The sequence below is a fragment of the Falsiroseomonas sp. RANM36 genome, from assembly GCF_056682175.1.
In genome coordinates, this window is the sequence record NZ_JBWXTD010000006.1 from 156,201 (window position 1) to 169,731 (window position 13,531).

The 13,531-nt window shown below is 72.7% G+C and carries 14 protein-coding genes; all 14 read right to left on the reverse strand.

The genetic code is table 11. The features are described from left to right. Positions 1–89: 89 nt before the first annotated feature. The gene (locus AC1MIR_RS22295) at positions 90–1,490 is read right to left on the reverse strand and encodes a YcjX family protein (protein WP_480030386.1); all 1,401 of its coding nucleotides are present in this window, start codon (positions 1,488–1,490) and stop codon (positions 90–92) included. 38 nt (positions 1,491–1,528) lie between these two features. Beyond that, the gene (gene gloA / locus AC1MIR_RS22300) at positions 1,529–1,927 is read right to left on the reverse strand and encodes a lactoylglutathione lyase (protein WP_480030387.1); all 399 of its coding nucleotides are present in this window, start codon (positions 1,925–1,927) and stop codon (positions 1,529–1,531) included. Next, positions 1,924–2,823, reverse strand: coding sequence for an LpxI family protein (locus tag AC1MIR_RS22305; protein WP_480030388.1), 900 nt, complete (start codon positions 2,821–2,823; stop codon positions 1,924–1,926). Before AC1MIR_RS22305 ends, gloA begins: the two co-directional genes overlap by 4 nt. Further along, complete coding sequence (gene lpxA / locus AC1MIR_RS22310) at positions 2,823–3,677, reverse strand: acyl-ACP--UDP-N-acetylglucosamine O-acyltransferase (RefSeq protein WP_480030389.1); 855 nt, start codon at positions 3,675–3,677, stop codon at positions 2,823–2,825. Before lpxA ends, AC1MIR_RS22305 begins: the two co-directional genes overlap by 1 nt. 8 nt (positions 3,678–3,685) lie before the next feature. Beyond that, entirely contained in the window at positions 3,686–4,168 is a 483-nt protein-coding gene (gene fabZ, locus AC1MIR_RS22315; protein WP_480030720.1) for a 3-hydroxyacyl-ACP dehydratase FabZ, read from the reverse strand. A gap of 40 nt (positions 4,169–4,208) precedes the next feature. After that, complete coding sequence (lpxD, locus tag AC1MIR_RS22320; RefSeq protein WP_480030390.1) at positions 4,209–5,237, reverse strand: UDP-3-O-(3-hydroxymyristoyl)glucosamine N-acyltransferase; 1,029 nt, start codon at positions 5,235–5,237, stop codon at positions 4,209–4,211. 13 nt (positions 5,238–5,250) lie between these two features. Further along, positions 5,251–5,997 carry an OmpH/Skp family outer membrane protein gene (locus tag AC1MIR_RS22325; RefSeq protein WP_480030391.1) on the reverse strand — a complete coding sequence of 249 codons (747 nt, stop codon included), beginning with the start codon at positions 5,995–5,997 and terminating at the stop codon, positions 5,251–5,253. Between the two features lie 22 nt (positions 5,998–6,019). After that, on the reverse strand, positions 6,020–8,341 hold the full coding sequence (gene bamA / locus AC1MIR_RS22330; RefSeq protein WP_480030392.1) for an outer membrane protein assembly factor BamA: 2,322 nt from the start codon (positions 8,339–8,341) through the stop codon (positions 6,020–6,022). A gap of 176 nt (positions 8,342–8,517) precedes the next feature. Continuing rightward, positions 8,518–9,615, reverse strand: coding sequence for an RIP metalloprotease RseP (gene rseP, locus AC1MIR_RS22335; protein WP_480030393.1), 1,098 nt, complete (start codon positions 9,613–9,615; stop codon positions 8,518–8,520). Between the two features lie 37 nt (positions 9,616–9,652). After that, positions 9,653–10,828: a 1-deoxy-D-xylulose-5-phosphate reductoisomerase gene (dxr, locus tag AC1MIR_RS22340; RefSeq protein ID WP_480030394.1), complete on the reverse strand. Its 1,176-nt coding sequence runs from the start codon at positions 10,826–10,828 to the stop codon at positions 9,653–9,655. A 2-nt stretch (positions 10,829–10,830) separates the two neighbouring features. Next, the gene (locus tag AC1MIR_RS22345; RefSeq protein WP_480030395.1) at positions 10,831–11,760 is read right to left on the reverse strand and encodes a phosphatidate cytidylyltransferase; all 930 of its coding nucleotides are present in this window, start codon (positions 11,758–11,760) and stop codon (positions 10,831–10,833) included. A gap of 12 nt (positions 11,761–11,772) precedes the next feature. Then, positions 11,773–12,543 carry a polyprenyl diphosphate synthase gene (gene uppS, locus AC1MIR_RS22350; protein ID WP_480030721.1) on the reverse strand — a complete coding sequence of 257 codons (771 nt, stop codon included), beginning with the start codon at positions 12,541–12,543 and terminating at the stop codon, positions 11,773–11,775. A 31-nt stretch (positions 12,544–12,574) separates the two neighbouring features. Then, positions 12,575–13,147, reverse strand: coding sequence for a ribosome recycling factor (gene frr, locus AC1MIR_RS22355; RefSeq protein ID WP_480030396.1), 573 nt, complete (start codon positions 13,145–13,147; stop codon positions 12,575–12,577). 18 nt (positions 13,148–13,165) lie between these two features. After that, positions 13,166–13,531 (reverse strand): amino acid kinase family protein (locus AC1MIR_RS22360; RefSeq protein ID WP_480030397.1); only part of this gene is annotated, 366 nt, incomplete at its 5' end.

Below are 13,531 nucleotides of genomic sequence, written 5' to 3' on the forward strand. Positions count from 1 at the left end.
GGCCCGCGCAGCGCCGGCGCGCGCCGGAACACCGCCTGCGGCCTGCGCGCAGCCAAGCGGCCGGAGGCCGCGCCCGGCGCCTGAGGGCCTCAAAGGAGATCCCCGATCAGCGCTGCCAGCAGCGCATCGAGGCCGAGATGCGGGATGCCCGCCCGGCCGGCGGCGTCGAGCCGCGGCGGCTGGAACACCGGCATCTCGAAGAAGGCGTGTTCCCAGAAGGCGGCATCCGGCCGGCGCAGCGGCACCTCGCCGGGATAGACCTTGCGCATCAGGCCGCCCTCCATCAGCACGCCGCGCACCACGGCGACGGGCCGTCCCTCCAGCGTCGCCACGTCATCCTCGGTGCAGCGGATCGCGGCGATTGCATGCACCGAGGTGGCGGCATCGAGGGGCCCGGCGGGATCGCGCCCCACCAGGTCGCCGAGCAGCCCGAGCAGCGCATCGCGCGACCGGCTCGGCACATGGTCGGCCTTGGTCGCGGCGAAGCCGACGCGCCGCACGCCCTGGCCGGTCAGCAGGTCGAACAGGCCGAGCCCGCCGCGCAGGCTGGCGGCGACGGCGGCCAGCGCCTCCGCCGTGTCGTCGAAGGCTTCCTCCCCGGCATGCAGCGCGCCGAGCGCATCCACCAGCACCGCCTGGCGGTGGAAACGGCGGAAGAAGGGGTCGAAGAAGCTGGCGCGCTGGTCCTCCAGATAGGCTTCGTGGCGCCGGCGCAGCAGCGCGGCGAGCTCACCCGTCACGCGCTCGGGCAGCGGGAAGAACCACAGCAGCGGCGCTTCCCCCCGCGGGCCGGGATTGAGCGCCCGGCCGGGCTGGAGGAAGCGGAAGCCGAGCCCGTCGCGGCAGGCGCGCAGCGCGTCGCGATAGAGGGCGAAGCCCTGGCGGGCGAGGGATTCCTCGGCCGGCGCCGCCGCCGGCAGCCCGTCCACGAAGCCGAGGAAGGCGGCAGCGGCCTCGGCCCGCCGGCCGCGCCGGAGCCTGGCCAGGGTCTCGCGCGACCAGTCCGCGTAGGACTGCGCCAGCATCGGCAGGTCGAGCAGCCACTCGCCGGGATAGTCGAGCAGTTCCAGCGTGACGCGCCGCGGCCCCGCCAGCATCGCCCGCGCCTGCCCGAGCAGCGAGCGCGGGTCGAGCTCCAGCGCGATCTCGAGGGTGGAGAGGTCGTCGGTGCGTTCCGGCCAGCGCGGCGGATCGGCGGCGAGCGCGAGCAGGTGGCCGCTGGCGTCGAAGCGCGGGGTGGACTGCGTCTCCGCCGGCACGATGCGCGCGCCGCGCAGCCGCCCGCCCGCCGCCGCCTCCAGCTTCGGCAGCGTCCGCGCCCCCTGCCCGGCAGCGAGCAGGTTCGCCACCAGGGATGTCAGGAACACCGTCTTGCCGGCGCGCGAGAGGCCGGTGACGGCAAGCCGCACGCGCTCGCGCCCGATCAGCGCGCGGCCGAGATCCTCGGCGCCGGCCAGCGCGTCCTCGAAGGGGGTGAGGAGGGAGGCCACGGCCGGCGAAGCGTCGCGCCGGGGGCGCCCGCCCGCCGCTACTGTCGCTCGATGAGCTCGATCTTGTAGCCGTCCGGATCCTCGACGAAGGCGATCACGGTGGTGCCGTGCTTCACCGGCCCGGCTTCCCGCGTGACCTTGCCGCCGCCGGCGCGCACCTTCTCGCAGGCCGCTGCCACGTCCGGCACGCCGACCGCGAGATGGCCGAAGGCATTGCCGAGCTCGTATGTCTCGACGCCGTAGTTGTAGGTCAGCTCGATCTCGCCCTGGCCTTCCTTGTTGCCCTCGCCATAGCCGAGGAAGGCGAGGGTGTATTTGCCGTCCGGCACGTCGCGCCGGCGCAGCTCCTTCATACCCAGCAGCTCGGTGTAGAACTTCACGCTGCGCTCGAGGTCGCCGACGCGGATCATGGTGTGCAGGAATTTGCCGGTGCTCATGTCTGCTGCTCCTGTTGCGCGAGGAATTCGTCAGGCCGTATCGCAAGGATGAATAGCCCGGCCGCATCCGCCGCCGAAATCGTCTCCGCGCGATCCACGACCAGGGTCCCGGCCAGGCCGCCGCCCGAGGAACCTGCCGCGCGGGCTTCGATCGCCAGACCCGCGAGGCCTGCCGCCGCGGCGCCGCGCACCGTCTCCGCCCCGATCGAGGGCAGGTCCACGCGGTGGTCCTGGCGCGGCTTCACGAGCTTCACCAGGACCCCGCCGGGGCCGTCCCGCCGCAGCCCGCCACAACGCGCGAGCAGGGCATCGGTGCCCTCGATCGCCTCGACGCCGAGCACGAGCCCCTGCTGCACCACGCAGCCCTGCCCCACATCCACCGCGCCGAGCGCCCGCGTCACCGCGATGCCGCGGACGATGTCGGCCATCGCGTGCGGCGCGGGGCGCACGGCGCCGAGCGGCCCGGGTTCCACCAGCAGCGCGCCGAGCACCTCCTGCGCGCCGACGGGATTGAACCCCTCCTCGCGCAGCAGGGCCACCACGGCCGAGAGCAGGCCGTCATCGCCGCCGAACATGGCCCGCTTGCCGAGCCGCGCGATGAAGCGCAGCCCGTCCGCGTCGAAGCGCATCGTGACGAGCGAAGGGCGCGTGACGCGTCCGGCGAGCACCATGTCGCCGACGCCATGGGCCTTCAGCAGCGCGACCATGCGCCCGATCTGCGTCAGCGGCACGACCTGGTGCGGATAGGCGGCGAAGTCGGCCGGCTGGGCATGGCCCTCGATGAGGATGCAGAACACCTGCCGCCCGGCCTTCGTCGCGGCATCGGCGATGCGCAGCGGCATGATCCCGCCGCCGGCGACAAGGCCGAAGGTGCCGCCCTGCCCCGCGGCCGGCATCAGGTCGGCTCCGCGTCCTCTTCGAGGCCCTGGCGACCGAAGGGGCAGAGACCGTGCTTGCCGCGGTTGCGGACGAAATCGAGGATCTCGGCCACCTGCGGATTGTCCGGGTAGGCCGCGGCCACCGCCGCGACCTGGTCTTCCGGCCGGCTGCCGGCGTAGAGATCGTGCACGGCGCGCGCCACCACCAGGGCCTTCTCCTTCGTCAGCCCGGCGCGGCGGCGCAACGCGATGGTGTTCAGGCCGACGAGGCGCGCGCGATAGCCGCGCACCCGCCCGAAGGGCACGACGTTGCGCTCCACCCCGGCCATGCCGGTCACCAGCGCCATCCGGCCGATGCGCACGAATTGCTGGATGCCCGCGGCGCCCTGCACGACGGCGTAGTCGCCGATCTCGACATGGCCGGCGAGCATGACGTTGTTGACCAGGATCACGCCGTTCCCGACCTGGCAGTCATGGCCGATATGGGCGACGCACATGATCAGGCAGTCGCTGCCCACGCGCGTCCAGCCGTCGCCGCCGACGCTGCCGCGATGGATCGTCGCATGCTCGCGCACCATGGTGCGGGCCCCGACGATCACGCCGGTGGGCTCGCCCTTGTACTTCAGGTCCTGCGGGGCCATGCCGATCGTGGCAAAGGGGAAAACGCGCACCCCGGCGCCGAGCCGGGTGCGGCCATCCAGCACGACATGGGAGACGAGTTCGACCCCTTCCTCGAGGACGCAGTCCGGGCCGATCACGCAGCCCGGGCCGATCCGGCAGCCGGCGGCGATGGTGGCACCCGGCGCCACATGGGCGGCGGGCGAGACGATGGCCTCCGGCGAGATGCCGGGGCCGGGGGATGAATGGTCCAAAGCGGCGCCTACCGGTCGAGGATCATGGCGGCATAGGTGGCTTCGGCCACCACCTTGCCGTCCACCTTGGCCTCCGCGGTGAACTTCCAGATGTTGCCGCGCTGCTTCTCCTTGCGGACATGCACGCGCATCTGGTCGCCGGGCACCACGGGCTTGCGGAACTTCGCGCCGTCCACGGTCATGAAGTAGACCAGCTTGCCGGCGGCGGAGGGGCCGAGCGTCTCCACCACCAGCACCGCGGCGGTCTGGGCCATGCTCTCGATGATCAGCACGCCCGGCAGCACCGGATGCTGCGGGAAATGACCCTGGAAGAAGTTCTCGTTGATCGAGACGTTCTTGATGCCGACGGCGGATTCGTTCGGCACGATGTCCACCACGCGGTCCACCAGCAGGAAGGGGAAGCGATGCGGGATCGCCTGCATGATGCGGGCGATGTCATAGGCGCCGACGCTGCCCTGCGTGGCCTCGGCGCTCCCGGCGGTGGCGTCCATCATCCCCCCTCGCGTGTCTCCCCCTCGGCCTGCCCCGGCATCAGCCCCGCGCCGGCTTCTGGCCGAGCTTGCGGAGTGCCGCCATGGCACGCAGCGTGTCCTTGGCAGGCCAGGCGGGAGTTCCGGCGACGTCGGTGCCGGCCGGCACATCGTTCATCACGCCCGCCTGGGCGGAGACGCGGACCCGGTCGCCCAGCGTGAGGTGGCCGGTCAGGCCCGACTGCCCGCCCATCTGCACCCCGTCGCCCAGTGTGGCGGAGCCCGAAATGCCGACCTGCGCGACGATCACGCAACCGCGCCCGGTCCGCACGTTGTGGCCGATCTGCACCAGGTTGTCGAGGCGCGTGCCCGCGCCGAGCACCGTGTCGCCCTGGCTGCCGCGGTCCACGGTGGAATTGGCGCCGATCTCGACGAGGTCGCCGAGGATCACGCGCCCGAGCTGGGGCATCGTCTCGAAGCGGCCCTCGGGCGTGACGGCGAAGCCGAAGCCCTCCTGCCCGACGCGGCAGCCGGGATGCAGCACGACGCCGCGGCCGGCGATGCAATGGCTGACGGTGACATGCGCACCGACCCGGCATCCCTCGCCGAGCACCACCCCCTCGCCCACCACCGTATGCGGCCCGATGACGCAGCCCGCGCCGATCTCGGCCCCGGCGCCGATCACAGCCAGCGGCCCGACCTCGCAGCCCGCGCCGAGCCGGGCGGAGGGGTCAACCACCGCGCTGGGGTGGATGCCGGGGCGCGGCGCGGGGCGCGGATGCAGCCGTGCGGCGATGCGGGCGAAGCCGAGATAGGGCTGGGCCGTGACGATCGCCGCAACGCCTTCGGGCAGGCGGCCGGCGAAGTCCTCGGCCAGCACCACCGCCGCGGCCCGAGTCCCGGCGAGAAGACCGGCATAGCGCCGGTTGTCGAGGAAGGAGATCGCCTCAGGCCCTGCCCCGTCGAGCGGCCCGACACCGGAGACCAGCCTCGCCGGCGCGCCACCGCGCAGCTCGCCGCCGGCGATCGCGGCGGCCTCGCCGAGCCCGAGGGGCGGGCCGGCGGGATGGAAGCGCGGATCGGCGGCCACGGCGTGCGCCCGCTCAGTTCCGCCGCGGCTGCTGCTGCTGCGCCGCCGGGCGCTGCTGCTGGGCGGGCTGCGGCTGGCCCTCGGCCGTCGGCGCCGCCGGCATCTCGCCCTCCGCCGGGAGGTTCACGCTGCGCAGCACGCGGTTGAGCTGGGCGGAAACCTCGTCGGTCACGTCGAAGCCGGGTTCGCTGAGGATGGCAAGCTGGCGCGGCAGCACGAGGTTCACGCCGCGGCTGGAGGCGACCTGGCGGACGACCGCGCCCATCGCCTGCTCGAGCTGCTGCAACCCCACCTGGGCGGCCGCGTCGATGGCGCGATTGCGGTCCCGGAAGATGCGCTGGGCATCGGTGATGCGGTCCTGCAGCGTCCGCTCCCGCTCCCGCAGCGTCTCCGCCGGCAGGGTGGCGCGGGCGGCGGCCAAAGCCTGCTGCTCTTCCCGCCAGCGGCCCTGCTCGCGTTGCAGGTCGTCGTTCAGCCGCGCGCGGCGGCGCTCGATCTCCTCGCGCACCTGATTGAAGGCGGCGGAGAGGCGCTGGACCTCCGGGATGTCCACGATGGCGATCACCGGCGCCGGCGGGCGCTGGTTGGCCGGGCGCTGCTGCTGCTGTTGCTGCTGCTGCGGCGGTCGCTGCTGCTGCTGCTGACCCTGCTGCTGGCCTGGAATGAACCACTGCTGCCCCTGCTGTTGCGCGCCGGCGGGCAGCGTGGCCAGCGGCAGCGCGGGCAGGACCAGAAGGGGCAGCAGGTGGCGAAGACGCATCGCGGAGATCCCCGGATAAATGTCAGAAGCGCGTGCCGAAGCCGAAGCGGATCAGCTGCGTCTGGTCGTAGGACTGCTTCACCACGGCCTGCGCAATGTCGATGTTGATCAGCCCCACCGGCGTCCGCCAGGAAATGCCGACGCCCATGCCGACGCGCGGCGCCGGGTCGTCCACGATGGTCGGGCCGTTGTAGGGCGTGTCCGACAGCGAGCCGATATCCACGAAGGCGCGGCCGAGCAGGCCGAGCTCGGATGGCAGCGGCAGCGGGAAGCGCAGCTCCGTGGTCTGGGTCCAGATCAGGCGGCCGCCGAGCGGATCGTTGCCCTGCAGGTCGCGCGGGCCGGCGCCGGCCAGGGCGAAGCCGCGCAGGTTGTCGCCGCCGAGGAAGAAGCGGTCCACGATCCGCTCCGGGTCGTTGCCCCAGGGCACCAGCCAGCCCGCGCCGGCCTGCAGCGCCAGCACGAAGTCGGGATCGCCGAGGACGCGCTCGAGCGGGACATAGCCGGCGACGTCGCCGCGCAGGCGGACGTACTGCACGTCGCCGCCGAGGCCCGCGAGATCCGAACCGACGCGGATCAGGTAGCCCCGGCGCGGCTCGATGCGGCTGTCGCGCACGTCGTAGGCCAGCGTGGTGCCGACCTGCGAGAGCAGCGTCTCGCCTTCCTGCTCCTGGATCGGCAGGCTGGCGTCGGCCTGCACGTCGAAGACGTTTCGTTGCACCAGGCTGTAGGCCCAGGACTGGCGCAGCCGCTCGTTGAACTCGTAGCCGGCGCGCAGCACCACGCCGTAGCGCCGTTCGGAGTAGGAGGCGATGTCCTGCAGGTTGCGCTGCAGGTAGAAGGCGTCGAAGCCGGCGGCGAGGTTGCGGTCCAGGAAGGCCGGATCGGTCACCGAGAAGTCCACCTGGCTGCGCCGCTGCGCCAGCAGCGCCTGCAGCCTGGTGTCCACGCCGGTGCCGAGGAAATTGCGTTCGCGGATGCCGAAGTCGAGCAGGAAGCCGGCATCGGTCGAGAAGCCGCCGCCGAGGGAGAGCTCGCCGGTGGCGCGCTCGGCGACCGTGGCGGTCAGCAGCGCCCGGTCCGGCCGCGAGCCCTGCGCGGCCTGGATGTCCACGTTGCTGAAGTAGCCGAGGTCGCGCAGCCGCTGCCGCGACCGGCGCACCTGCGCCGCGTTCAGCGGATCGCCTTCCGCGAGGCGGAACTCGCGGCGGATAACGTGGTCGGCGGTGCGGGTGTTGCCGCTGATGTCGATGCGCTCGACGAAGCTGCGCGGCCCTTCCACCACCTCGAAGATCACGTCGACCGTGCCGTCCTCGCGGTTGCGCGTGATGCGCGGGGTCACGTCCACGAAGGGAACGAGCGTGCCGGCGAGGTCCACCATCTGCTCGGTCGCGCGCTCCACCGCCTCGCCGTCGTACCAGTCGCCGACCGAGATCGGGAGGCTGCGGCGCAGCAGGTCCGGGTTGATGCCCGGCAGGCTGGAGACGATGTCCACCTTGGACACGCGGTAGCGCGGCCCTTCGTCGATCGTATAGGTCACGAAGAAGCTGCTGCGGTCGGGCGAGAGTTCGGCCGTCGCGCCCGTCACCTGCACATCGGCGTAGCCGGATCGCAGGTAGAAGCGGCGCAGCAGCTCGCGGTCGAAGGCGAGCCGCTCGGGGTCGTAGATGTCGGAGCTGGACAGCAGCCGGTACCAGGCCTGCTCGCGCGTCGCGATCACGTCGCGCAGCCGGCGGTCGGAGAAGGCGGCGTTGCCGACGAAGGTGATGCGGCTGACCAGCGCGGCGGGGCCTTCGTCGATCTCGAAGACGACATCCACGCGGTTCTGGTCGAGCTCGATCACCTTCGGCTCGACGCTCGCGCCGAACCGGCCGCGGCGGGCGTAGAGGTCGAGGATGCGGCGACGGTCGGCCTGCGCCTGCTGCGGCGTGAACACGGCGCGCGGGCGCAGCGTGACCTCCGGGCGCAGCACGTCGTCGGAGACCTTGCTGTTGCCCTCGAAGGCGACGCGGTTGACGACCGGGTTCTCCTCCACCTCCACCAGGATCCTGTCGCCCTGGCGGGTGAGCTTCACATCGCGGAACAGCCCGGTCGCGAAGAGCGTGCGCAGCGAACGGTCCAGCCGGTCGGCGTCGAAGACGTCGCCGGGCTGGATCAGCATGTAGGAGCGGACCGTGTCCGCCTCGATCCGCTGGTTCCCGCTGACCTCGACGGCGCGGATCACGTCGCCGCGCGGCGCGGCGGCCGGGGTCGCGCGCTGGCGCGGCTGCGCATCGGCGGCCGGCGGGAACAGGCCCGGAGCGAGCAGGCCCAAGGCGATCAGCAGAAGCCGGATGGCAGCCAAGGTGACGGTCCCTGGGGCGTTGGAGGCGGCCGTCACCTCTACCCGAAGGCTCCCCCGCCCGCCACCCTGGCCAAGGCGCAAGCTGCGTTTCCGCAGGTTTCGGGCCGGTTCCGCGGATCGCGACTCGGGCCGCCGCCGGCTGTCGGCCCGAGACGGCCGAGTCGCGCCGCCGCGTCTCAGCCGAACAGGCCCGCGGCCCAGCGGAACACGCCCAGATTCGTCAGGTCGTTCCAGGTGGCGAAGACGAACAGCGTGATCAGCAGCGCGAATCCGGCGCGGTAGCCGATCTCCTGCGCGCGGGGCGGCAGCGGCCGGCCGCGAATCGCCTCCGCCGCGTAGAACACCAGGTGGCCCCCATCCAGGACCGGGATCGGGAACAGGTTGATCAGCGCGAGGTTGACCGACAGCACCGCCATGAAGCTGACCAGGCTCGCCAGGCCGAGCTTGGCCGCATCGCCCGCGATCTTGCCGATGCCGAGCGGCCCGCCGAGGTCGTCCGTGCCGCGCGTGCCGGTGATCATCTGCCAGACCGCCGAGAGCGTCTGCACGCTGACATCCCAGGTCTGCGTCACGCCCGCCCAGGCGGCGGCAAGCGGGTTCAGCCGCTCGAACTCGGCCGGTGTCGCGCCCACGCCGAGGATGCCGACGCTGCCGCTCGCTTCCGGCGTCGCGGTCAGCACGCGCTCGCGCCCGTCGCGCACCACGGTGATCTGCACCGGCGTGTTGGCGCGCGGCTGGATGTGGCGCTGCACCTCCTCGAAGCGGGTCACCTCGCGGCCGTCGAGCGCGACGATCAGGTCGCCCGGCAGCAGGCCCGCCCGCGACGCGGCCGAATCCTCGCGCACCGTGCCGACCATGGTGGTGGAGCGCGGCTCGCCGACCGTCGCGAAGAGGATGCCGAACAGCACGGCCGCGAGGGCGAAATTGGCCAGCGGGCCGGCGGCGACCACGATGGCGCGGTCGCGCACCGGCTTCTCGTGGAAGGTCTCGCCCGGCCGCCAGGCCGCCTGCACCTCGGGCGAGGCTTCCTCGGCGGTTTCCTGGCCGTGCATCTTCACGTAGCCGCCGAGCGGGATCCAGCCGATCCGCCACTGCGTCCCGCGCTTGTCCTCCCAGCTCGCGATGGCGCGGCCGAAGCCGACGGCGAAGCGCTCCACATGCACGCCGCGCCAGCGCGCCGCCAGGTAGTGGCCGAGCTCATGGATGAAGACGAGCACGCCGAGCACGACCACGAAGGCCAGGATCGTGCGGAACGGGTCGGGAAGGAAATCCACGGGGCTCTCCGGTTGGCCGGTCGCTGGCGGCCGGTGACTATTGCACGGTCGCCGCCCGCGCCTCGGCCTGGCGGCAGGCTTCCGCGCGCGCGGCCTGATCGAGGGCGATGATCGCCTCCAGCCCATCCGGGCGCGAGGGCGGGAGCGCCGCCAGCGTCTCCTCGACCACCGCCGCGATGTCGAGGAAGCCGAGCCGCCGCTGCAGGAACAGCGCGACGGCCGTCTCGTTCGCGGCATTCAATATGGTTGGGGCCCCGCCCCCCGCCATCAAGGCCTCGCGCGCCAGGCGCAGCGCCGGGAAGCGCAGCGGGTCGGGGGCGAAGAAGTCGAGCCTTGCCAGCATCGCAAGGTCGAGCCGCGGGATCTCCGCCGCCATCCGTGCCGGCCAGGCCAGGGCATGGGCGATCGGGGTGCGCATGTCGGGCGTGCCGAGCTGCGCCAGCAGCGAGCCATCGGCGTATTGCACCATGCCATGCACCGCCGATTGCGGATGCACCAGCACCTCGATCCGGTCGGGCGGCAGGGCGAACAGCCGCGCCGCCTCGATCACCTCCAGCCCCTTGTTCATCATGGTGGCGCTGTCGATCGAGATCTTGGCCCCCATCGACCAGGTGGGGTGCTTGAGCGCCTGCTCGGGCGTGACGCGCGCCATGCGCTCGAGCGGCCAGTCGCGGAAGGGCCCGCCGGAGGCGGTGAGGATCACCTTCTCCACAGCCTCGGGCGCGCAGCCCATCAGGCACTGGAACACGGCGTTGTGCTCGGAATCCACCGGCAGCAGCGTCGCGCCGCCTGCCTGCGCCTCGGCCAGCACGAGCTCGGCGGCGCAGACCAGGCTCTCCTTGTTGGCCAGCGCCAGCGTGCCGCCGCGCGACAGCGCCGCCAGAGTGGAGCGCAGCCCCGCCGCGCCGACGATCGCGGCCATGGTCCAGTCGGCCGGCAAGGCCGCGGCCTCGACCACCGCGTCCGGCCCGGCCGCGAGCGCGATGCCCTGCCCGCCGAGCGCGGCCTTCAGCGCGGCATAGGCCGCCGGGTCCGCCACCACCGCCCGGCGCGCGCCGAAGCGCACGGCCTGGGCGGCGAGCGTCGCGACATCCTGGTTGGCCACCAGCGCCTCGATCCGGAAGGCGCCGGGCGGCGCGGCCTCGATCAGGGCCATGGTGGACCGCCCGATCGAGCCGGTGCTGCCGAGGATGCTGACGCTGCGCGGGGCCATGCTCAGCCCCAGTCCCACAGCAGCCGGCCATAGCCGAGGGCGAAGGAGACCAGGGCGGCGACCGGCGCAGCCGCCAGCAGCCCGTCCAGACGGTCGAGCAGGCCGCCATGGCCGGGAATGAGATGCGAGCTGTCCTTCACGTGGAAATGCCGCTTGATCGCGCTCTCGAGCAGGTCACCTGCCTGCGAGGCTACGCCGAGCAGGGCCGCCACCGCCAGCACCGGCAGGATGCGCGGGCCGGGATCGAAGGCCAATGCCACCCCGAGCCCGACCAGCAGCGCCGCCGCCAGCCCGCCCGCCGCGCCCGACCAGGTCTTGTTCGGCGAGACAGCCGGCCAGAGCTTCGGCCCGCCCAGCATCCGCCCGGCCATGTAGGCGCCGATGTCGGAGGCCCAGACGACCAGGAAGAGGAAGAACACATTGGCCCGCCCGGCCCAGCCGTCGTGCCGGAGCTCGATCAGCGCGATGCCCGCGAGGCCGATATAGAGCACGCCGAGGGCGAGCCGCAGCGCCGGCTGGGTCAGCGTCTCGGCCATGCGGTGGGCGAACCACCAGGTCACCGCGAAGCCCAGGCCGAGCACCACCAGCGCCCACCGCGCATGGTCCTGCACCGCGAGCGCACCGGCCAGGAACACCGCCACCGGCACCGCCATGCCCGGCAGCACCCGGATGCGCCGGCCGCAGAGATGCACCCATTCCCAGGCCAGCAGCGCGACGGCCAGCGCCATCATGCCGGTGAAGGCCTCGGCGCCGAGCCAGATGCAGGCCAGCGCCATCGGCCCCAGCACCATGGCGGACAGCGCGCGCTTGCGCAGGTCGCCCCAGCGCTTGGCGCGCGCCGCCGCATCGGTCACGGCGGCTTCGGCGATGGCGGCGGCGGCCGTCCCGACCGCGGTCTGCTGCGCCGTTCCCGCCGGCGGCGGATCGCTCACCCCGGCTCCGGTTCAGGCCGCGCGCGCGCCATAGCGCCGCTCGCGCCGGGCGAAGTCGCCGAGCGCCGCCCCGAGATGCGGCGCGCCGTAGTCCGGCCAGAGCACGTCCTGGAAGACGAACTCGGCATAGGCGGCCTGCCACAGCAGGAAGTTGGAGATCCGCTTCTCGCCGGAGGTGCGGATGATGAGGTCGGGGTCAGGCATGCCCGCGGTGCCGAGGAAGCCCTCGAAGACCCGCTCATCCACCGTCTCGGGGTCGAGCGTGCCGGCGGCGGCGCGCCGGGCGATCTCGCGCGCGGCGGCGGCGATCTCCGCCCGCCCGCCATAGGAGAGCGCGACGGTCAGGTTCAGCCGCGTCCCGCCCGCCGTCACCTGCTCGGCGCGGGCGATCGCGCGCACCGTGTCGGGGCCGAAGCGGTCGCGCTCGCCGATGATGCGCAGCCGCACCCCTTCCTTCGCCAGCCGGTCCACCTCGGTCGCCAAATAGTGGCGCATGAGCGCGGTCAGGTCGCGCACCTCCTCGGCCGGGCGCTGCCAGTTCTCGGAGGAAAAGGCGAACAGGGTGAGCCAGCCGATCCCGGCCTCCCCCGCGGCTTCCACCACGCGGCGCGCCGCCTCGGCGCCGGCCTTGTGACCCATTGCGCGCGGCATGCCCCGGGCCGCGGCCCAGCGGCCATTGCCGTCCATGATGATCCCGACATGCTGCGGCACGCCGGGCCGGTCGGCCGCCTGCGGCACGGCCGCCGGGGCCACCTTCGTCGTGGCCGTGGCGGCCGCGCTCATACCGTCCATCGAGGTCCTTCCCGGGTCGGACTCAGCTCGTCCGGATATCCTTTTCCTTCTCGGCGAGCGCGGCGTCGATCTGCTTGATGTGCGAATCGGTCATCTTCTGTACCTCGTCGCTCCAGCGCTTGACGTCGTCCTGGCTGGCCTCGGACTTCTTGTCCTTCTCCCAGCCCTTGACCGTCTCCATCCCGTCCCGGCGGACGGCGCGGGTCGCGACGCGCGCGGCCTCGGCATATTTGGCGGCGGTCTTCGCCAGCTCGTTCCGGCGTTCCTGGGTCAGCGGCGGCAGGGGGACGCGGATCACCTGGCCCTCGGCCATCGGGTTCAGCCCGAGGCCGGAATCGCGGATCGCGACCTCCACCTGCTTGGTGATGGACCGGTCGAAGACCTGCACCGAGAGCAGGCCGGGCCCGGCGATCGAGATGTTGGCCACCTGGTTCAGCGGCTGGTTGGTGCCATAGGCCTCGACGCGGATCGGCTCGAGCAGGGCGGGGCTGGCCCGGCCGGTGCGCAGGCCGGCGAACTCCTTCTTCAGCGTGTCCATCGCGCCGTCCATGCGGCGCTGCAGGTCCGCCTTCAGCTTCGGAAAATCGGCGGGCATCGTCCCGTCCCTCCTCGCTCAGAGATCCACGACCGTGGTGAAGCGGCCTTCGCCCTTCATCACCGCCGTGAAGGCGCCGGGCTCGTGGATGTTGAACACGATGATCGGCAGCTTGTTCTCCCGCGCCAGGCTGATCGCAGCGGCGTCCATCACCGCCAGGTCGCGGGCCAGCATGTCGAGATAGGTCAGCGTGACGTAGCGCTCGGCCTTCGGGTTCTTGCGCGGATCGGCGGAATACACGCCGTCCACCTGCGTGCCCTTCAGCAGCGCGTCGCATCCCATCTCGGCCGCGCGGGGCGCGGCGGGGGGGGGGGGGGGGGAGAAGGGGGTGGCCCGGGCGGCGGCGGAGGTAACCCCGCCGCCCGGCGCGCAGTGGGGGGAGCC